Genomic DNA, 21,032 nt, shown 5'->3' with positions numbered 1-21,032 from the left:
ACTCAAGCGTGATGCAACATGCCCCTCCAGCCGTAAACATCCGCGTGAGCAGCCATGGCCGTGCGGGCCTTGAGGGCCTATGGTGCCAACACAAATCGGGTTGCACGAAAGCCGCCGGGTTTAGGGAAAACGTACCAAAAAAAATGGCAGGAAACGGTCCATCCGTTCCCTGCCATAATCATTTACGGGCCTGTGTGCCTGGTTCAGACGCGCAGCAGATGCACATCCACCAGCGGGCGCTTCTGCAGCTTGCGGCCAAGTGCCCGGCGCAGCGCGGTCTTGGCGGCCTCGCGGAAAGTGGCATCATTCTCGCGCAGTTCATCGGGAATTTCGTCCAGCGCATTGCCGAACTCTTCCGTCACGCGCACGGTTTCGGGGTCTTCGGCATCCAGCAGGCCGGGCGCGCTTACCTTGGGGTCGCCAATCAGGTAGCCTTCATCATCCACCGCAAAGCTGCCCAGCACCATGCCGTTGAACAGCATGCGCCGCCGTGCTGACAGCACGCCGCCGTTCATGGGCAGGATGCGGCCGCCATCAAGCACCAGCCGCCCGGTGGGCGCGGTATCGCCAACTTCCACCCCGTCGCTGCGGATGTCGAGAATATCGCCATCCTCAAGCAGCACCGGCTCGATGTTGAGTTCCTGTGCAATGGCGGCATTGGCGGTCAGGTGACGCCACTCGCCATGCACGGGAATGAGGAAGCGCGGGCGCACGAGGTCATAAAGCTTGCGCACGTCACCGCCCGTGGCATGGCCGGACACATGCACGAGGTGGTCCTTGTCGGTAATGACATGCACGCCACGCCGGGTCAGGTTGTCCTGCACCTGGATGACGGCCTGCTCGTTACCCGGAATCATGCGGCTGCTGTAGATGACCGTATCCCCCTCGCCAAGCGAGATGTTGGGGTGCGTGTCCGATGCAATGCGCGAGAGCGCCGAACGCGGCTCGCCCTGGCTGCCGGTCACGATCAGCATGATCTGGTTGTCAGGCACCGAATTGGCGTCCTGCTCGGACAGGAAGTTCGGCACATCCGACAGGTAGCCGCATTCACGTGCCGCAACCTCGAGGTTGCGCAGGCTGCGGCCCACCACGGCCACGCGGCGACCAGCGGCCTGCGCCGCCTTGGCCAGCGTTTCCACCCGCGCCACGTTGCTGGCGAAGCAGGTGACGGCAATGCGCCCTTCAAGTGATGCGATGAGGCGGATCATCTCGCGCCGTACATCGGCTTCCGAAGCGGAAGGCCCTTCGGTGCGCACGTTGGTGCTGTCGCACACCATGGCCAGCACGCCCTCACGGCCCAGTTCGGCAAAGCTTTCAAGGTCGGTCGGCGGGCCGACCTGCGGGTCGGGGTCGATCTTCCAGTCACCGGTGTGGATGATGATGCCCTGCGGCGTGCGCAGCACCAGCGACTGTGATTCCGGCACTGAATGCGTAACCGAAATAAAACGCAGGTCGAACGGCCCGACGTTGAATGCGCCACCGGGCGCGATCACGTGAATGGGCACCTGCTGCACCAGCCCCGCCTCACCAAGCTTGCGGCGCAGCACGGCTGCGGCAAACGGCGTGACATAGACCGGGCAGCCAAGCTGCGGCCACAGATGGGCGATGGCGCCGAGATGGTCCTCATGCGCGTGGGTCACGACCAGGCCTGCCAGCGCCTTGCGCCGCTCGGCAATGAACACGGGGTCGGGCAGGATGATCTCGGCCTCGGGCGTGTCGTTGCCGCTGAAGCCGATGCCACAGTCCACCGCCAGCCACGTATCGCCCTGGCGGTAGAGGTTGAGGTTCATGCCGATTTCGCCGGTTCCGCCCAGCGGAAGGAAAGAAACGCCTGTCATGTCATTCATTAAAAAATCCTGTTACAAGATATCATGGGTTGGAAGATGCGTTTGAAGAAAGGGCCCGGAACGCCTGTTCCGTGCCGGTTTGCCTGTCCTGTTGTCAGCCCGATCAGGGCCAAGATCCTGTTCTCGCCAGTAGCTGGCAGTGTGCGCGATCTGAAGCAGGCGGTGGAACCAGCGCATTTCCCGCCCGGAAAATGGCGTTCGACACCGCACCGAAACAAAACGACGCACGATGAATTCATGCAAGGGATTATCATGTAATCCCTCTGACTTAAATCTCTTTCCGCAATCGGGGCGGATTATTCTTGCCCGCCACCCGCCATAAGCACCTCGCCCGTCACCACCTGCCGGGGGCCTGCGGGCGTGTCGAGCAGCAGGATTCCATCATCCGCCAGCCCGGCAAACGTGCCGCTGAAAGCCTGGTTGCCTGCCACCACACGCAGTTGCGTGCCCGGCGGGTGCGCACGCGCCAGCCACGCTGTGCGTATGGCGCCAAATCCCTGCGCCGCATGGCATTCAAGCCACGCATCGAGTGCACGCAGCACGGCGCGCGCCATGTCGGGCGGGCTGACCGTAACGCCACATTCGGCCAGGCAGGCCAGTTCGCGGCCTTCTATGCGCGGGGCAGCTTTCAGGTTGGCCCCCATGCCGATCACCTGCCACGGCCCGGTCTCACCCGCCCCGGTCTCGATCAGGATACCCGCCATCTTGCGCCCGTGCAGCAGCAGGTCATTGGGCCATTTGAGTTGCAACCCGGCTGGTGAGGGCACAAAACCCGCAACGGCATCATGCAGCGCAAGCCCCGCAATGAACGGCCATGCCCCCACCGGCACCACGGCCCCCTGCCCCACCAACATGACAGACAGCGCCAGATTGCCCCCCGGATCACGCCACTCGCGCCCCCGGCTGCCGCGCCCGGCTGTCTGTTCAAGTGCGAGCACCGCAAGCCCGTCCTGCCCCTGCCCTTTCGCCAGCATGTCCTTGCACAGGTCGGATGTGGAGCCGAGCCTGTCGTGCACCTGCAACTGCCATGTACGCCCCCCATTGCGGGGAATGCTCATGGTGCGGAAAGCAGAGGGGCTATGGGTCATGAACTACCTGAACAATGCGCCTGCCGCCGCCTGCGCTGCCGTGGCAACCGGGCCGAGTGCCACGATGAAGAACACCGTCACCAGCCCCATGCCGGCGGAGACGAACGAGACCGAAACCGGCGCGCGGTCCAGCGCCGGGGCTGCAGCATCAAAAAACATGATCTTGACGATGCGTATATAATAATACGCCCCGACCACGCTACTGATGATACCGATTGCCGCCAGCCCGTAAAGCTGGGCGTTGATCGCGGCATAGAACACCATCAACTTGCCAAAAAAGCCTGCCAGCGGCGGTGCGCCTGCCATGGAGAACATGAACACCGCCATGGCCAGCGCCATGCCCGGGTCGGTGCGGCCCAGTCCTGCAAGGTCGCTGATGCGGCTGACCGCACGCCCCTTGCGCCGCATGGCCACGATGCCCGCGAACGCGCCCACGTTCATGAACAGATACGTCACCAGATAGACCAGCGTGCCGCGCGTGCCCTCCGCCGTGCCTGCCGCAAGCCCGATCATGGCGTAGCCCATATGCCCGATGGAGGAATACGCCATGAGCCGCTTGATATTGCCCTGCGGAATGGCCGCGAGCGCGCCAAACACCATCGACGCCGCCGAGACCACCTCGATCAGCAACTGCCACTGATGCGCCATCGAGCCGAACGGTCCCGCCATGACCCGCAGCAGCACGGCAAACGCTGCAATCTTGGGCGCACCAGCCATATAGGCGGTGACCGAGGTGGGGGCGCCCTGGTAAACATCGGGCGTCCACATATGGAACGGTACCATGGACAGCTTGAAGCACAGCCCCACCAGCACGAACACGATGCCCACCATAAGCCCCGCAGGCAGCACGGCGCTGCCGCGCACCGCCTGCTGCAACCCGGCATAGTCCAGCGTGCCTGCAAAGCCGTAAGCCAGCGAGATGCCATAAAGCAGGATGCCCGAGGCCAGCGAGCCCAGCACGAAATACTTCAGGCCCGCCTCTGCCGCCGTAACCTGATCACGCGCAAACGCGCACAGGATGTAGATGGACAGCGATGACAGCTCCAGCCCCACGAACAGCGTCATGAGGTTGCCCGATGAGGCCATGATCATGGCGCCAAGGGTCGAGAACAGCACCAGCACGGGGAACTCGAATTTGTCGATTTCCATCTCGCGCGCATAGCCAATGCCCAGCACCAGCGAGAGTGCCGCTCCCGCCAGCGCCAGCACCTTCATGAAGCGCGCGAAGCCATCATTGATGAAAACATGGCTGTAACCCGTGCCATCGGGCGAGAGCACCACGAGGGCCGCCGTCACCACCAGGGCGAACAGCGTCATCATGGTGCACGAAAAGAAAGCCTGACCGCGCTTTTGCATCACCCCGGCCAGCAGGATGACCAGCCCGGACAGGGCCAGCACGATTTCGGGCAGAGCAAGTGTCCAGTTCATTGGTTTGACCCTGACATCGCTGGGGTTAGCGGGCGAACAGGATGGTGGTCAGCAGCACCACCAGCCCGATCAGCATGGAAAAGGCATAGACCGCCATCGACCCGGTCTGCACCCGCACGGCCTGCCCGGCACTACCTGCAGTCAGGCGGGCCAGCCCTTCGGGTATGGCCTCGACCACGCCTTCGTCAGCGCCCTTCCACAACAGCCGCGCCAGCGCACGGTAGGGGCGCACGAACACGGCATCGTACACCTCATCGAAATACCATTTGTTGAGCAGGAACAGGTAAAGCGGGCGCAGGCTGCGGGCCAGCGTAGCCGGAATGCCGGGGCTTGCCATGTAGCACAGATAGGCCACGGCAATGCCCGCAACGCCTGCGAAGGTCGGCACCAGCGCAATCAGGTCCGGCGTCTGTTCAAGGCGCTCCATGATGTCATGCCCCGGCAGGCTGGCAATCGCCCCGCCCCAGAACCCGGCCTGGTTGGCACCTACATAGAACGGCGCCAGCACCACGCCCGCCAGCACGGCGCCGACCGACAGGACCGCGAGCGGCACCATCATCGAAGGCGGGCTTTCATGCGCGCCCTCATGCAGGTGGGCATCACGCGGCTTGCCATGGAACACCAGGAAGATCAGCCGCCAGCTATACAGAGCGGTGAGGAACGCGGTGATGCAGCCCATCATCCAGCCATAATGGCCCATGGAGGAACCCGACATCCATGCGGCCTCTAAAATAGCGTCCTTCGACCAGTAGCCCGCGAACGGAAAGATACCGGCCAGCGCGAGGCTGCCAATCCACATGGCGGCGTAGGTATAGGGGATCTTCCGCCACAGCCCGCCCATGCGGAACATGTCCTGTTCGTCATGCACGGCATGGATCACGCAGCCCGCGCCAAGGAACAAAAGCGCCTTGAAGAAAGCATGCGTGGTGAGGTGGAACATCGAGGCCTGATATGCCCCCACGCCAACGGCCACGAACATGTAGCCAAGCTGCGAGCAGGTGGAATAGGCAATGGTACGCTTGATATCGGGCTGAACCAGCCCCACGGTGGCGGCAAAGAAGCTGGTGGTGCCGCCAATGAGAATAATGAAGTCGCGGGTTATGGGGGCGAGTTCCACCAGCGGCGACATGCGCACCATCAGGAACACGCCCGCCGTGACCATGGTGGCCGCGTGAATCAGCGCCGAGACCGGGGTTGGCCCCTCCATCGCATCGGGCAGCCAGGTGTGCAGGAAAAGCTGCGCCGACTTGCCCATGGCGCCGATGAACAGCAGGGTGGCGATCACCTCCAGCAGCGGATGCGTGCCGAAAAGCTGGAACGTGTCATGCACGTGATAGGGAATGGCGGCGAAGATCGCATCATACGACACGCTGCCCAGCCGGATGTAGATGAGCGAGATGCCGACAAGGAAGAACAGGTCGGCAATGCGGTTGACCACGAACGCCTTGATGGCCGCAGCACACGCGGCGGGGCGGTCATACCAGTAGCCAATCAGCAGGTAGCTCGCCAGCCCCACCCCTTCCCAGCCGAAGAAGAGCTGAAGCAGGTTGTCGGACGTGACCAGCATGAGCATGGCGAAAGTGAACAGCGAGAGATAGGCAAAGAAGCGGTAGACCGGCTGCGCGTCGTGCGCCATGTAGCCCACGCTGTACACATGCACCAGCAGCGACACGGTCGTGACCATGGCCACCACGCTAACCGAGAGCATGTCCATGCGCAATTGCCAGTCGGCCGTAAAGCCTGCCGCGTGGATCCAGTCCGCCACGGGCACGACGATGGGGTTCACGCCCCCCATCTCGAACCCCAGCACGCCAATGGCGGACAGCGCCGCACACAGCATGAGGGCAATTGTGGTGAACCGCGCCGCGCCATCACCCATCAGGCGGCCAAAGCCACCAGCGAGCAGAAACCCGATCAGGGGCGCGAAGACCGCGACTTCAAAAAGGAAGGATGCCGCCTGCATTTCCCTTACCCCTTCATCATCGTAATATCGTCGACTTCAATCGAGCCGCGATTACGGAAATACACCGTGACAATGGCCAGCCCGATGGCGGATTCCGCAGCCGCGATGGTCAGCACGAACAGGGTCATCACCTGACCCGACAGGTCGCCGGTAGCCGCTGAAAACGCCACGAAATTGATATTGGCCGAAAGCAGGATCAGCTCGATCGACATCAGGATGATGATGACGTTCTTGCGGTTGAGAAAAATGCCGAACACCCCCAGCACCAGCAGGATCGCGCCAATGCTCAGGTAGGGTGTCAGGCCGATGGCCTCAATCGGGCTATTCATCGCCCTCTCCTTTCGTGCCGTGCGCAGGCGTTGTGATCACCAGCGCGGTGCTGGCTGTTTCGTGTGCCTCCGCCACGCGCCAGGCCTCGGTGCCATAGGTGCCGGGCACGGCAGCGATGTCGTAGCTTTCATGCGGGCGCAGGAAGCCGCCCTGCGCATCAACGCCCGCGCCAAGCGGCACCTGCAGCATTTCAAGTGAATCAGCGGCGGTGCGGTCGTGCTGGCGGTCGATGTTCTGCCGCCGCCCGGTGGGCCGCTCGCGCAGGGTGAGCACGATGGCCCCGATCATGGCGACAAGCAGCACCAGCGCGCAGGTCTGGAACAGGAAGATGTAGTGGGTGTAGATCACATCGCCGAGCGCCGCCGTATTGGTGCGCGTGGGCGATGAGGGCGCGAGATGCGCGATCTGCCCGATATTGGAAGCCGACCGCCAGTGCATGAACGCCATGAGCAGTTCAACCAGCAGCACGCCACCCACAACACCACCAATGGGCGCATAACGCTGCACGCCTTCACGCATCTGCGTGAAGTTGACATCCAGCATCATGACCACGAACAGGAACAGGACCGCGACCGCGCCCACATAGACAATGACCAGCGTCATCGCCAGGAACTCGGCGCCTGCAATCAGGAACAGGCCTGCTGCGTTGAAGAACGCAAGGATCAGGAACAGCACCGAATGCACCGGGTTGCGCGCGCTCACCACCATGGTGGCGGACAGGACCAGAACCGCAGCAAAAACGTAAAAGACAATCTGGGTCATCATGGGTAGGTTTCCTGCCGCATGGATGTTTCCTCCTGCTGGCAAGGCTGCCCCGACATGGGCCGGGGCGGCCATGCACGTTCAGCGGTACGGGGCATCAAGCTCGAGCCTGCGGGCCAGCACGCTTTCCCAGCGGTCGCCATTGGCCAGCAGCTTGTCCTTGTCGTACATCAGTTCTTCGCGGGTTTCGGTCGCGAACTCATAATTCGGCCCCTCGACAATCGCATCGACCGGGCAGGCTTCCTCGCACAGGCCGCAATAGATGCATTTGGTCATGTCGATGTCGTAGCGCGTGGTGCGGCGCGAGCCGTCATCGCGCGGTTCGGCCTCGATGGTAATCGCCTCGGCGGGGCATGTCGCCTCGCACAGCTTGCACGCAATGCAGCGTTCCTCCCCATTGGGGTAGCGACGCAGCGCGTGCTCGCCACGAAAGCGAGGCGAGAGCACACCTTTCTCGTAGGGGTAGTTGATCGTGGCCTTGGGCTTGAAAAACGCCTTCAGCGTTGCCCCCATGCCTGCTGCAAGTTCGGCGAGCAGCATGGAACGGGCGGCTTTGGTCAACGCATTCATCAGCCTGCTCCTCCGGGCAGAAGGCCCGTTACCATCAGGAACCCCGCCGTCAGCACCATCCACGCCAGCGAGAACGGCAGGAACACCTTCCAGCCCAGTCGCATCAACTGGTCGTAACGGTAGCGGGGGAATGTTGCGCGCACCCAGATGAACACGAACAGGCAGAACAGGATCTTGGCGATCAGCCACAGGGGCCCCGGTATCCATGTAAAGGGTGCAATGGCCAGCGGCGGCAGCCAGCCACCGAGAAACAGGATGCTGACCATGCCGGACATGAGAAACATGTTCGCGTATTCACCCAGAAAAAACAGGCCGAAGGCGAGCGCCGAATATTCCACAAAGAAACCTGCCACCAGTTCACTCTCGCCCTCGGGCAGGTCGAACGGCGCGCGGTTGGTCTCGGCCAGCGCCGAGATGAAAAAGACAATGAACATCGGGAACATGGGCAGGCAGAACCACACATGCCGCTGCGCCAGCACGATGTCGTTCAGGTTGAGGCTGCCCACCGCCAGCAGCACCGACACGATCACCAGCCCGATGGACACTTCATACGACACCATCTGCGCAGCCGAGCGCAGCCCGCCGAGAAAGGCGTATTTGGAGTTCGACGCCCAGCCCGCGATCAGCATGCCGTAAACACCGAGCGAGGAGATGGCCAGCAGATAGAGAATGCCCACATTGATGTTGGCAATGGCCAGCCCGTTGCCGGTGGGAATGACCGCCCACGCGATCATGGCCAGCGAGAAGGTGAGGAACGGCGCGAACAGGAACAGCATCCGGTTGGCACCTGATGGAATGACTGTCTCCTTGGTCAGCATCTTGATGGCATCGGCAAAGGCCTGGAGCACGCCGAACGGACCGTTCACGTTCGGCCCCTTGCGCAGCTGCATCGCGGCCATCACCTTGCGCTCGGCCAGCGTAAGATAGGCCACGCCAAGCAGCAGCGGCACGAGTACCGCCAGCGATTCCAGCACGATCAGCAAAATCTGGCCAAGCGTGGTGTGATAGAAGAAATCCGCCATGTCCCTACTCCGCCGCCTCGGTTGCGGGGCGCACGTATATCCCCGAACAGGTTTCCATGGTCGGGCTTGCGCGACACACGGCATGGGTCAGGTAATAATCGGCAATGACCGGGTGAAAGGGCGTTGCCGCCACCGCCACGCTGCCCGGCTGGGGGGCCGTGGTGTCCGCTGCGCCAAGCCGCCTGTGTTCCGCCTGCCCGTAGGCCGGATGCGCCTGTGCCATGCGCGCGCGCAGGGCCTCGATCGTATCATAGGGCAACTTGCGGCCCGCCACCTCCGAGAAGGCACGCAGGATACGCCAGTCCTCACGCGCCTCGCCTGGCGGCATGACCGCACGGAAAGCCTGCTGCACGCGCCCTTCGGTATTGGTGTAGGTGCCCGGCTTTTCGGCATAGAGCGCGCCGGGCAGGATCACATCCGCCCGCGCGGCTCCTGCATCACCATGGTGGCCCTGATAGATGACAAACGTGTCCTGACCGATGTCATGCACCGCGAACTCATCGGCCCCCATCAGCCACAGCACGTCCACGCCACCGCCCAGCATGCCCGCCACGTCATGCCCCTGCGGGCCGGGCACGAGGCCGAGGTCCAGCCCGGCCACACGGCTCGCTGCCGTGTGCAGCACGTTGAAGCCGTGCCAGTCGGGGCGGATGGCGCCCGACTGCACTGCAAGATTCCAGCATGCGTTTGCAATGGCCTGCCCGTCGGGGCGGGTCAGCGCGCCGTGGCCCACGATGATCATGGGGTTTTTGGCGTTTGCCAGCACCTCGGCAAAGGGCAGGTCGCCTGCCGCGAGCTTTGCCAGCGTGTCCGGCCCCTCGCCCAGCACGGTGGCAGTGTAGGTCGGGTCGGCATTGGGCGCGCCGATCATGGCGATGGGGAATTTGCCCCGCCCCGCATCAACAAACCGCCGGCGGATGCGGGCGTTGAGCACCGGGGCTTCCTGCCGGGGGATGGAGCCCACGATCAGCAGCGCATCCGCCTCATCAATACCGGCAATGCCGGTATTGAAAGTGTAAAAGTCACGGCGGGATGTATCGTAGTGCGCGCCGTCCTGCCTGCAGTCGATATTGGGCGAGCCGAGCATGCCCATCAGGTCTTTCAGCGCCATCAGGCTCTCGGCATCGCACATGTCACCTGCGATCGCACCGATGCGCGCACCCGGCACGCCCTTGAGGCGCGTTGCAATGAGCGAGAACGCATCCGCCCAGCTTGCAGGCTGGAGCTTGCCTTCCACCCGCACCCAGGGCCGGTCAAGGCGGCGGCGGCGGAAGCCATCGACCACGAAGCGCCCCTTGTCGGCCAGCCACTCCTCGTTCACTTCATCATTGATGCGCGGCACGATGCGCAGCACCGATGCCCCGCGTGCCTGCATGACAATGTTGGTGCCCACCGCATCGCACACATCAATCGAGTCCGTGCGCTTGAGCTCCCACGGCCGCGCGCTGAAGGCGTAGGGCTGCGAGGTCAGCGCGCCCACGGGGCAGATGTCGATCAGGTTCCCTGATAGCTCGGATGTCAGCGCCTTCTCGACGTAATTGGTGATCTCGAGGTTCTCGCCGCGTGATACGCCACCAAGTTCCGGCACGCCCGCCACCTCGGTGGAGAAGCGGATGCAGCGCGTGCACTGGATGCAGCGCGTCATGACCGTCTTGACCAGCGGGCCGAGATACTTGTCGGTCACCGCGCGCTTGTTCTCGCGGTAGCGCGAATGGTCTGCCCCGTAGCCGAAGGCCTGGTCCTGCAGGTCGCACTCGCCGCCCTGATCACAGATGGGGCAGTCAAGCGGGTGATTGATGAGCAGGAACTCCATTACCGCCTTACGCGCGCGGCGCACAACCGCGGTGTCGGTAAAGATCTGCATGCCATTGCTGATGGGAAAGCCGCAAGAAGCCACCGGCTTGCGCCCGCCCGATACTTCAACAAGGCACATGCGGCAGTTACCCGCGACCGAAAGCCGCTCATGGTAGCAAAAGCGCGGTATTTCCTTGCCCGCCGCCTCGCACGCCTGCAGCGCGGAAGAACCGGGGGCTACATCAACCACAATACCGTCAACGGTTACTTTGACCACTGTTCCTACTCCGCCGCTTCAACAAGGCCGGTGGGCACCTGCACCGGCCGGCTGCCGCCATGGGCCGCCTTGTAGGCGTGGATGCGTTCTTCCATCACCGGTCGGAACCGGCGGATCAGCCCCTGTATGGGCCATGCCGCCGCATCGCCCAGCGCGCAGATGGTGTGGCCTTCCACCTGGCGGGTGACCTGCTCGAGCATGTCGATTTCCTCGATCTCGGCGCGGCCTTCCACCATGCGTTCCATGATGCGCATCATCCAGCCCGTACCCTCGCGGCACGGCGTGCACTGGCCACAGCTTTCATGCTTGAAGAATTTCGAGAACCGGGCGATGGCCGCGATGATGTCGGTGGACTTGTCCATCACGATCATGCAGCCGGTGCCAAGGCCGGAGCCTTCGGCGCGCAGGCTGTCGTAATCCATCAGCACGTTTTCACATACATCACGCGGCAGCATGGGCACCGAGCAGCCACCGGGAATGACGGCGAGCAGGTTGTCCCAGCCGCCGCGCACGCCACCGCCATGCTTTTCAATGATTTCGCGCATCGGCACGCCAAGCTCTTCTTCAAACACGCAGGGCGTGTTGACGTGGCCCGATATGGCCATGAGCTTGCTGCCCGCGTTATTGGGCCGCCCCAGCCCCGAGAACCATGCCGCCCCGCGCCGCAGGATGGTGGCCGAGACCGCAATACTTTCCACGTTATTGACCGTGGTGGGGCAGCCATACAGGCCCATTGCTGCGGGGAAAGGCGGCTTCATGCGCGGCTGGCCCTTCTTGCCCTCAAGGCTTTCAAGCAGGGCCGTTTCCTCACCGCATATGTAAGCACCCGCGCCGCGATGGATGTAGAAGTCAAAATCCCAACCCGAGCCGCAGGCGTTTTTGCCGATCAGCCCCGCCTCGTATGCCTCGTCAATGGCATGCTGGAGGTGCATGGCCTCGTTATAGAACTCGCCGCGAATATAGATGTAGGCCGCATGCGCCCCCATGGCGAAGGAGGCGATCAGCGCACTTTCCACCAGCTTATGCGGGTCGTGGCGCAGGATCTCGCGGTCCTTGCAGGTGCCGGGTTCGGACTCATCGCCATTGATGACGAGATAATGCGGTCGCCCGTCATTCTTGCGCGGCATGAACGACCATTTGACCCCGGTGGGAAAGCCCGCCCCGCCGCGACCGCGCAGGCCTGATGCCTTCATCTCGCCGATGATGGCATCGCGCCCGCGCGCGAGGATTTCCGCCGTGCCATCCCAGTCGCCCCGGGCGCGGGCCCCGGCCAGCGTCCAGTCATTCTGGCCATACAGGTTGGTGAAGATACGATCCTTGTCCTGCAACATGCGTTTTACCCCTGCCCCTGCGGCTTGGCCGCCGCATCATCCACCAGCACCTTGCGCCCGCCTGCGGGGGCGGAGTTCAGGCGGTCGATGGTGGGGCCGGGCGTGGGCCGCTCCCCGCGCTTGAGCGCCTCGATCAGCTCAACCGTGCGCGGGCCGTCCAGATCTTCGTAGTAATCATCATCAACCTGCAAAATCGGGGCATTGGCGCAGGCGCCGAGGCATTCCACCTCCGTCAGGGTGAACAGGCCGTCTGCACTCGTCTCGCCAAATGCCCTGATGCCCGCGGCCTTCTTGCACGCCGCCGTCACATCATCCGACCCGCGCAGCCAGCACGAGGTGGTGGTGCAGACCTGCAGGTGGTAGCGCCCGATCGGCTTCGTGTTGAACATGAGGTAGAAAGTCGCGACCTCATAAACCCGGATCGGCGCCATATCGAGGCGTTCGGCCACGACGTCCATGGCAATGCGCGGTATCCACGCGCTGCCGGTCTGGCGGCCCATCTGCTTCTGCACCACGTAAAGCAACGGCAGCACGCCGCTTGCCTTGCGCTCGGGCGGGTATTTGGCAAGGATCACCGCAATCTGCTGCTCGCTCTCGGCATCAAATGCGAAATGGGTAGGTTCCACGCCCGTGGGCGCAGTGGGCTGGGTGGACATGTCGGTCACCTGTCAATCTCGCCAAACACCAGGTCGAGCGACCCGATAATGGCCACGGCATCCGCCAGCATGTGGCGGCGCGACATCTCATCAATGGCCTGAAGATGGGAAAAACCCGTAGGCCGGATCTTGCAGCGATACGGCCGGTTGCTGCCATCAGCCACCAGATACACGCCAAACTCGCCCTTGGGCGTTTCGGTCACGGTGTAGGTCGCACCCGGCGGCACGTGATAGCCTTCGGTAAACAGCTTGAAGTGATGGATCAGCGCCTCCATCGAGCGCTTCATCTCGCGCCGGGGTGGTGGCGTGATCTTGTGATCGCGCACCTTCACCGGGCCGGGACGGATCTGCTCGAGGCACTGGTTGATGATGCTGACACTCTCGCGCATTTCGGCCACGCGCACGAGGTAGCGGTCATAACAGTCGCCCTGCCGGCCTACGGGCACGTTGAACTGCACCTTGTCGTAATTATCGTAGGGCTGGCTGCGCCGCAGGTCCCACGGCACGCCCGAGGCCCGCAGGCACGGCCCGCTGAAGCCCCAGGCCAGCGCCTGCTCGGTGGTGAATACGCCAATGCCCACCGTGCGCTGTTTCCAGATCCGGTTGCTGGTCAGCAGGGATTCAAGGTCATCAATCCATTGCGGAAAGGTACGCGCCCAGTTGGCTATGCGTTCCTCAAGCCCCGCGGGCAGATCGCGCGATACGCCGCCGGGGCGGACGTAATTGGCATGAAAGCGCGCGCCCGATGCGGCCTCATAGAACTCGATCAGTTTCTCGCGTTCCTCATACCCCCACAGCGCGGGGGTGAGCGCACCACAATCCAGCCCGAAGGAGGTCAGGTTGAGGATGTGGTTGAGGATGCGCGTGATCTCGGCAAACATCACCCGGATCCACTTCGCGCGGTCCGGGGCCTCGATGTTGAGCAGCTTTTCCACCGCCAGCGCGAAGGCCTGCTCCTCGCACATGGGCGAGACGTAATCGAGTCGGTCAAAATAGGGCAGCGCCTTGGGGTAGGTCTTGTACTCGATCAGCTTTTCCGTGCCACGATGCAAAAGCCCCACATGCGGGATGGCGCGGGCCACGACTTCGCCTTCCATCTCCAGCACCAGGCGCAGCACGCCGTGGGCGGAGGGATGCTGGGGGCCGAAGTTCAGCGCGTGGGAATCAATTTCCACCACATGGCGCTTTACCTCGCCATCGGGCTCTTCTGGCAGCAGGCTGTCGGGAATGTCCGTATCGCTACGAAGGGTGACATCGCTCATCGGCTTATCCCTTTCGCTTGATGTCATGGCGGTCGGCATGGGCCTTTTCATCGCCAGGCAGGGTCAGGATGCCTTCCCATGGCGATTCAAAGTCGAAATTGCGGAAGTCCTGCACCAGATCGACCGGCTCATAGACCACCTGCCGCCGCTCCTCGTCGTACCGCATCTCGACATAGCCGGTCAGCGGGAAGTCCTTGCGCAGCGGATGCCCCTCGAAGCCGTAATCGGTCAGGATGCGGCGCAGGTCCGGCTGGTCGGTAAACAGGATGCCAAACAGGTCATACGCCTCGCGCTCCCACCATGTAGCGGCAGGCCAGAGCTGGTGCACCGACGGCACGGGATGGGTCTCGTCCGTGGTCACGATCACGCGGATGCGGTGGTTATGGGTGACTGACAGCAGGTTGTAGACCACCTCGAACCGCTCGGCCCGGTCGGGAAAGTCCACGCCGCATATGTCCATCACCTGCTGGCAGGCATAAAGCGGATCATCGCGCAGCATGGACATGAGCGGGAGCAGACGGTCGCGCGTGGTGCGCACCACGAGTTCGCCCTTTTCGATGCCGGCGGACATGATGCCCGGCACGGCTGTGGAAAGCCGGAAGCTGATCGACCCCAGGCTACCCGTGACCCCGCGCGGCTGGCTTGCGGGAAGGTTCTGCACATCAGCCACGGCGGATTGTCCCTGTCCTGCGGATCTTTTTCTGCAGTTGCAGGATGCCGTAGATCAGTGCCTCCGCCGTGGGCGGGCAGCCGGGCACGTACACATCCACCGGCACGATCCGGTCACACCCTCGCACGACGGAATAGGAATAATGGTAATACCCGCCCCCGTTGGCGCATGACCCCATGGAGATGACCCAGCGCGGCTCGGCCATCTGGTCGTACACCCGGCGCAGCGCCGGTGCCATCTTGTTGGTGAGCGTGCCCGCCACGATCATTACATCGGACTGGCGTGGCGAGCCGCGCGGAATGATGCCCATGCGGTCAAGATCGTAGCGCGGCATGTAGGCGTGGATCATCTCGACAGCACAGCAGGCCAGCCCGAATGACATGGGCCACAGGCTGCCGGTGCGCCCCCAGTTGACCAGCTTGTCGAGACTGGCGACGACAAAGCCCTTTTCCGTCATCTCGCCGGTGATGCCTTTTATCACCGCATCCTGCTCCGGCCCCGGGGGCAGCATGTCGCGGTTCCAGGCAATGCTGTCAGCGGGCCGACCCGGCCCTGAGGTATCATCGTTGCCCATTGGGGCGCCTCCCCTTGTCATGCTCAATCCCAGTCCAGCGCGCCCTTGCTCCATTCGTAAATGAAGCCGACCACCAGAACGCCGAGGAAACCCATCATGGAGGCAAAGCCGAACCAGCCGATCCGCGACAGGCTGAGCGCCCAGGGAAAGAGGAAAGCGACCTCAAGGTCGAAAATGATGAACAGGATCGCCACCAGATAGAACCGCACGTCAAAACGGCGGCGGGCATTGTCAAATGCCTCGAAACCACATTCATAGGCCGACGTTTTCTCGGCATAGGGTTTCTGGTGGCCAAAAAGCAGCGAGCTGCCCAGCATGGCCCCCGCGATCACCACAGCAATGCACCCGAATATCAGTACGGGCAAATAATCAGCGATAACGGAATGCATCTTCCGTGTTCCCAACCTGTTAATACGCCGCCCGGTGTCTTTATCGACTTATATGTGGCTGAAGGGATGCTAGACCCAACCCGGTGGGGGGAACAGTTACTTAACCGTGTGCACTCATGAACATTACCGTGAGGCTGAATACAGTAACGCTTCCGTTAACACTGCCCTGTCATGACTATAATGGTACGATTTATTATTCTCATTTTTCCGTGTGGAAAAACCGGCACAAAAAAACGCCAGCGCAATGGCATCTGGCGTGGTGCGGAACATTATGATGATGGCTGCGCCATAATGGCGCGAGTGACGGGGCTCGAACCCGCGACCTCCGGCGTGACAGGCCGGCGCTCTAACCAACTGAGCTACACCCGCATGGGGCATGTTCCTGTACTGCAACAGGAAACATGGTGGGCGATGACGGGATCGAACCGCCGACCCTCTCGGTGTAAACGAGATGCTCTACCGCTAAGCTAATCGCCCGCGCCCCTAGTAAGGGATTACAAAAAAGGGGGCAACCCGAAAAATGGATTGCCCCCTCTTTTTTTCCTGAAAACAGGCGGTCTTACTTGCTGACCGCTTCCTTCAGGTTCTTGCCCGGCTTGAAACGCACGGACGTGGATTCCGGAATGTCCAGCGGTTCACCCGTGCGGGGGTTGCGGCCCTTGGCGGCCTTGCGGGTCGCCGTGACAAACGTGCCGAAACCGACCAGACGGACTTCCTGATTGTTTGCCAGCGCCTTTTCGATTGCACCGAAAACCGCATCAACCACTTCGCCAGCCTTGGCTTTGGCCAGATCGGCTTCCTCGGCTACCGCAGCAACCAGTTCCTGCTTGTTAAGTGGCTTCTCCATTTTACGCCTTTCTTTGTACTGTGCGCTTACGCAATCGTTCAAACATCGCGCCGCATTTCTGCTCGCACTATGCCGCTGTTTTTTCTCACGTCAACCAACAGAATTCGGGGAATGACAGAGAAAACCGTCATTCCCCTCCTTCATGACATTTTTGCGACCACGCACCCCTGCCCTACAGCGCTCAATGCGTCAATGCAGGTGTCGTGGCGCCTTCGGCGGAGGGTGCTGCCACCGGCTCCGTCCACTCGATCGGCTCGGGCTTTTCCACGAGTGCCTGACCAATCACTTCATCCACATGCGAGACCGGCAGGATGGTCAGCGCCTCGGTCACCACCGTGGGGATATCAACGAGATCTTTCTCGTTATCCTTGGGGATGAAGATGGTGCGCAGCCCGGCACGATGGGCAGCCAGCAGCTTCTCCTTCAGGCCGCCAATCGGCAGCACGCGGCCACGCAGCGTGATTTCGCCGGTCATGCCCACGTCGCGCCGCACGGGGATTCCCGTCATCACGCTCACGATCGAGGTGGCCATGGCGATACCAGCCGAAGGGCCATCCTTGGGCGTGGCCCCTTCAGGCACATGCACATGCAGGTCGCGCTTTTCAAACAGGTCGGGGCTGATGCCAAAGGTCACTGCGCGGCTACGCACATAGGACAATGCTGCCGCGACACTTTCCTTCATCACATCGCCAAGCTTGCCGGTCAGCTTGATGTTGCCCTTGCCGGGCACCATCACGCTTTCGATGGTCAGGATTTCCCCGCCCACTTCGGTCCAGGCCAGCCCGGTCACGACTCCGACCATGTCTTCCGACTCGGTCTCGCCGTGGCGGAAGCGCTTTACGCCTGCGTATTGCTCAAGATTTTCGGCCGTGATCGTCACGGTCCTGGCCTTGCCGGTCACGATCTCGGTCACAGCCTTACGGGCCAGTGTCGCGATTTCGCGCTCGAGGTTACGCACGCCCGCCTCACGCGTGTAGCTGCGAATCAGCTCGCGCAGGGCATCATCCGACACCGACCACTCGCCCGGCTTGAGGTTGTTGGCAGCCGTCTGCTTGCCCAGCAGATGGCGCTTGGCAATCTCGACCTTCTCATCCTCCGTGTAACCCGACAGGCGGATGATCTCCATGCGGTCCAGCAGCGGCTGGGGCATGTTCAGGCTGTTGGCGGTGGTGATGAACATCACATCCGACAGGTCATAATCGACCTCCAGATAGTGATCGCCAAAGGTCGAATTCTGCTCGGGGTCCAGCACTTCAAGCAGGGCCGAAGACGGATCGCCGCGCCAGTCGGCGCCAAGCTTGTCGATCTCATCAAGCAGGAACAGCGGATTCGAGGTCTTGGCCTTCTTCATGCCCTGGATGATCTTGCCGGGCATCGAGCCGATATAGGTGCGGCGGTGGCCACGGATCTCGGCCTCGTCGCGCATGCCACCAAGCGACATGCGCACATACTGCCGCCCCGTCGCCTTGGCGATGGACTTGGCAAGCGAGGTCTTGCCCACGCCCGGCGGCCCCACAAGGCACAGGATCGGCCCCTTGAGCTTCTGGGCGCGACTCTGCACGGCCAGATACTCGATGATACGTTCCTTGACCTTCTCCAGCCCGTAATGGTCGGTGTCGAGCACCTTCTGGGCCTCGGACAGGTCATGGCGGACCTTCGAGCGCTTCTTCCACGGAATACCCAGAATCCAGTCGAGATAGTTGCGCACTACCGTCGACTCGGCGGACATCGGGCTCATGCTCCGCAGCTTTTTCAGCTCGGCCAGGGCCTTTTCGCGCGCTTCCTTGCTCAACTTGGTCTTGGCGATCTTTTCCTCAAGCTCGGCGGTCTCGTCCTTGCCGTCCTCGCCTTCGCCCAGTTCCTTCTGGATCGCCTTGAGCTGCTCGTTGAGATAGTACTCGCGCTGGGTCTTCTCCATCTGCCGCTTCACGCGGTTACGGATGCGCTTTTCCACCTGCAGCACGCCGATCTCGGCTTCCATATGCGCGAAAACCCGCTCCAGGCGCGCGTTCACGTCCTGGATCTCGAGGATTTCCTGCTTTTCGGGAATCTTCAGGTTCAGGTGGCTGGCAATGGTGTCCGCGAGTTTCGACAGGTCATCAATCTGGTTGAGAGAGACCAGCACCTCGGGCGCGATCTTCTTGTTCAGCTTGATGTACTGCTCGAACTGGCCGATCAGCGTGCGGCCGATCGCCTCGGCTTCCTTGCCATCGGTTTCCTGCTCGGGCACGTCCTCGATCTCGGCCTCGAAATGGCCATCGACCTCGTGCAGCGCGGTGATATGGGCGCGCCTGCCCCCTTCAACGAGCACCTTGACCGTGCCGTCGGGCAGCTTGAGCAACTGCAGGATGGTGGAAACCGTGCCGTAGCGGTAGATGTCATCGGGCGTGGGGTCATCCTGCGCCGCGTTCTTCTGGGCCACGAGCAGGATCTGCTTGTCGCTGCGCGTTACCGCTTCAAGCGCGCGGACGGATTTCTCACGCCCGACGAACAGCGGCACGATCATGTGCGGAAAGACGACGATATCGCGCAGGGGCAGCACGGCAATCGTGTCGCGCGCATCATCTTCAGCTCCCTCCACGCCACGCGTGGTGGCGACGGGATTACTGGTGGTGTTGGTATCGGTGTTTTCCGTGCCTTCGGGCACGGGAGTCAGTCTGTCAGTTTCAGACATATTGTTTTTTTGACCTCCTGATGGACGATCCCGGATGGGCACCCAGGCATGTGGCCTACCCATCCGTTGCGCCGCATATGCGACAACCTCACTTCAATGTTGTCACGACGCGCCACCACCACAAGCCCGGTGGCGACAATTCGGCGTAAAGCGGCCAGACCGTCAGGCGGACTGTTCAGCCGGCTGGTTCTTGCCATACACATAGACAGGCTGCGCCTTGCCCTCAGCCACTTCCTTGTTGACCACTACTTCCTCGACATTCTTCAGGCCGGGAAGGTCGAACATGGTCGAAAGCAGGATGCTCTCGAGAATGGCACGCAGGCCACGCGCACCCGTACGCCGCGCGATGGCGCGCTGGGCTACCTGACGCAGCGCATCCTCGGTGAAGGTAAGCTGCACGTCCTCCATCTGGAACAGGCGGGCATACTGCTTGACGAGCGCGTTCTTGGGCTTGGTGAGAATCTCGATCAGGGCTGCCTCATCAAGATCTTCCAGCGTGGCAACCACGGGCAGACGACCGATGAACTCGGGGATCAGCCCGAATTTCAGCAGATCCTCAGGCTCGACCTCGCGCAGTACGGCCCCCATGCGCCGTTCGTCGGGCGACTGCACATCGGCGCCAAAGCCAATGCCCGAGCCCTTGCCGCGCGCGCTGATGATCTTGTCGAGCCCCGCAAACGCGCCACCGCAGATGAACAGCATGTTGGTGGTGTCAACCTGCAGGAACTCCTGCTGCGGGTGCTTGCGCCCGCCCTGCGGCGGCACGGAGGCCACGGTGCCTTCCATGATCTTGAGCAGGGCCTGCTGCACGCCCTCGCCGCTCACGTCACGCGTGATGGAGGGGTTGTCCGACTTGCGCGAAATCTTGTCGATCTCGTCGATGTAGACAATGCCGCGCTGGGCCTTCTCCACATTGTAGTCGGCCGCCTGCAGCAGCTTGAGGATGATGTTCTCCACATCCTCGCCCACGTAGCCCGCTTCGGTCAGGGTGGTGGCGTCGGCCATGGTGAAGGGCACATCCAGGATGCGGGCCAGCGTCTGGGCCAGCAGGGTCTTGCCCGAGCCGGTGGGACCGATGAGCATGATGTTGGATTTTGCAATCTCGACATCATTGTTCTTCTGGGCGTGGGCGAGGCGCTTGTAGTGGTTATGCACCGCCACCGACAGCACCTTCTTCGCATGACCCTGCCCGATGACGTAATCATCGAGAATCTTGCAGATTTCACGCGGCGTAGGCACCCCGTCGCGCGACTTGACCAGATGCGTCTTGTGCTCCTCGCGGATGATATCCATGCACAATTCGACGCATTCATCGCAAATGAACACGGTGGGACCGGCGATCAGTTTGCGGACCTCATGCTGCGACTTGCCGCAGAACGAGCAGTAAAGCGTATTTTTGGAATCGCCGGACTTGTTATTCATAACCGCTCCTATTCCCGCTCAGGGGAACTTCTCCATACCTTGCGACCGAGCGGAAAACGCTGCCCGGACCGCCGCAGGCAACCCTTCCCCGCCGGGGCCGGGAGCGCGCCTGCGAACGCGCTCCCT

18 protein-coding genes and 2 tRNA genes are annotated in these 21,032 nt (G+C 62.3%); all 20 read right to left on the bottom strand.

Annotated elements, in window-relative coordinates; genetic code table 11:
• Positions 1 to 203 precede the first annotated feature (203 nt).
• The 20 genes from FMA36_RS11005 to clpX all read right to left on the bottom strand — a co-directional run bounded on the left by FMA36_RS11005 (position 204) and on the right by clpX (position 20,906).
• The gene (locus tag FMA36_RS11005) at positions 204 to 1,847 is read right to left on the bottom strand and encodes a ribonuclease J (RefSeq protein WP_159262329.1); all 1,644 of its coding nucleotides are present in this window, start codon (positions 1,845 to 1,847) and stop codon (positions 204 to 206) included.
• Between the two features lie 296 nt (positions 1,848 to 2,143).
• Entirely contained in the window at positions 2,144 to 2,935 is a 792-nt protein-coding gene (locus FMA36_RS11000; protein WP_159262328.1) for a biotin--[acetyl-CoA-carboxylase] ligase, read from the bottom strand.
• 3 nt (positions 2,936 to 2,938) lie between these two features.
• Positions 2,939 to 4,363: an NADH-quinone oxidoreductase subunit NuoN gene (gene nuoN, locus FMA36_RS10995; protein ID WP_159262327.1), complete on the bottom strand. Its 1,425-nt coding sequence runs from the start codon at positions 4,361 to 4,363 to the stop codon at positions 2,939 to 2,941.
• Between the two features lie 25 nt (positions 4,364 to 4,388).
• A complete protein-coding gene (gene nuoL / locus FMA36_RS10990) occupies positions 4,389 to 6,326 on the bottom strand; it encodes an NADH-quinone oxidoreductase subunit L (protein WP_159262326.1) in 1,938 nt (645 codons plus the stop codon).
• 5 nt (positions 6,327 to 6,331) lie between these two features.
• A complete protein-coding gene (gene nuoK, locus FMA36_RS10985) occupies positions 6,332 to 6,655 on the bottom strand; it encodes an NADH-quinone oxidoreductase subunit NuoK (protein WP_078524400.1) in 324 nt (107 codons plus the stop codon).
• The gene (locus FMA36_RS10980) at positions 6,648 to 7,421 is read right to left on the bottom strand and encodes an NADH-quinone oxidoreductase subunit J (RefSeq protein ID WP_159262325.1); all 774 of its coding nucleotides are present in this window, start codon (positions 7,419 to 7,421) and stop codon (positions 6,648 to 6,650) included. Before FMA36_RS10980 ends, nuoK begins: the two co-directional genes overlap by 8 nt.
• A 78-nt stretch (positions 7,422 to 7,499) precedes the next feature.
• Positions 7,500 to 7,988: an NADH-quinone oxidoreductase subunit NuoI gene (nuoI, locus tag FMA36_RS10975; protein ID WP_061272200.1), complete on the bottom strand. Its 489-nt coding sequence runs from the start codon at positions 7,986 to 7,988 to the stop codon at positions 7,500 to 7,502.
• Positions 7,988 to 9,010 (bottom strand): NADH-quinone oxidoreductase subunit NuoH, encoded by a 1,023-nt coding sequence (nuoH, locus tag FMA36_RS10970; RefSeq protein WP_159262324.1) that lies wholly within the window; start codon positions 9,008 to 9,010, stop codon positions 7,988 to 7,990. Before nuoH ends, nuoI begins: the two co-directional genes overlap by 1 nt.
• A 4-nt stretch (positions 9,011 to 9,014) precedes the next feature.
• On the bottom strand, positions 9,015 to 11,081 hold the full coding sequence (gene nuoG / locus FMA36_RS10965) for an NADH-quinone oxidoreductase subunit NuoG (protein ID WP_159262323.1): 2,067 nt from the start codon (positions 11,079 to 11,081) through the stop codon (positions 9,015 to 9,017).
• 5 nt (positions 11,082 to 11,086) lie between these two features.
• Entirely contained in the window at positions 11,087 to 12,412 is a 1,326-nt protein-coding gene (gene nuoF / locus FMA36_RS10960) for an NADH-quinone oxidoreductase subunit NuoF (protein WP_159262322.1), read from the bottom strand.
• A 5-nt stretch (positions 12,413 to 12,417) separates the two neighbouring features.
• Complete coding sequence (locus tag FMA36_RS10955) at positions 12,418 to 13,068, bottom strand: complex I 24 kDa subunit family protein (RefSeq protein ID WP_159262321.1); 651 nt, start codon at positions 13,066 to 13,068, stop codon at positions 12,418 to 12,420.
• Positions 13,069 to 13,073: 5 nt separating this feature from the next.
• Positions 13,074 to 14,330, bottom strand: a complete 1,257-nt coding sequence (locus FMA36_RS10950) for an NADH-quinone oxidoreductase subunit D (protein ID WP_110568827.1) — start codon at positions 14,328 to 14,330, stop codon at positions 13,074 to 13,076.
• Between the two features lie 4 nt (positions 14,331 to 14,334).
• Positions 14,335 to 14,991, bottom strand: a complete 657-nt coding sequence (locus FMA36_RS10945; protein WP_206065313.1) for an NADH-quinone oxidoreductase subunit C — start codon at positions 14,989 to 14,991, stop codon at positions 14,335 to 14,337.
• Position 14,992: 1 nt separating this feature from the next.
• The gene (locus FMA36_RS10940) at positions 14,993 to 15,574 is read right to left on the bottom strand and encodes a NuoB/complex I 20 kDa subunit family protein (protein WP_078524409.1); all 582 of its coding nucleotides are present in this window, start codon (positions 15,572 to 15,574) and stop codon (positions 14,993 to 14,995) included.
• A gap of 23 nt (positions 15,575 to 15,597) precedes the next feature.
• Positions 15,598 to 15,963, bottom strand: a complete 366-nt coding sequence (locus FMA36_RS10935; RefSeq protein WP_061272187.1) for an NADH-quinone oxidoreductase subunit A — start codon at positions 15,961 to 15,963, stop codon at positions 15,598 to 15,600.
• Between the two features lie 292 nt (positions 15,964 to 16,255).
• Positions 16,256 to 16,332 (bottom strand) — tRNA-Asp (locus tag FMA36_RS10930).
• A gap of 33 nt (positions 16,333 to 16,365) precedes the next feature.
• Positions 16,366 to 16,440 (bottom strand) — tRNA-Val (locus FMA36_RS10925).
• An 82-nt stretch (positions 16,441 to 16,522) separates the two neighbouring features.
• Positions 16,523 to 16,810, bottom strand: coding sequence for an HU family DNA-binding protein (locus tag FMA36_RS10920; protein WP_061272185.1), 288 nt, complete (start codon positions 16,808 to 16,810; stop codon positions 16,523 to 16,525).
• Positions 16,811 to 16,991: 181 nt separating this feature from the next.
• Complete coding sequence (gene lon, locus FMA36_RS10915) at positions 16,992 to 19,484, bottom strand: endopeptidase La (protein ID WP_159262319.1); 2,493 nt, start codon at positions 19,482 to 19,484, stop codon at positions 16,992 to 16,994.
• A 162-nt stretch (positions 19,485 to 19,646) separates the two neighbouring features.
• On the bottom strand, positions 19,647 to 20,906 hold the full coding sequence (gene clpX / locus FMA36_RS10910) for an ATP-dependent Clp protease ATP-binding subunit ClpX (protein ID WP_078524412.1): 1,260 nt from the start codon (positions 20,904 to 20,906) through the stop codon (positions 19,647 to 19,649).
• Positions 20,907 to 21,032 lie beyond the last annotated feature (126 nt).

Origin of the sequence: Komagataeibacter xylinus, from assembly GCF_009834365.1 — a bacterium.
Taxonomy (GTDB): domain Bacteria; phylum Pseudomonadota; class Alphaproteobacteria; order Acetobacterales; family Acetobacteraceae; genus Komagataeibacter; species Komagataeibacter xylinus_D.
The sequence above is the reverse complement of the archived record's forward strand: the minus strand, read 5'-3'. Positions and strand labels throughout refer to the sequence as shown.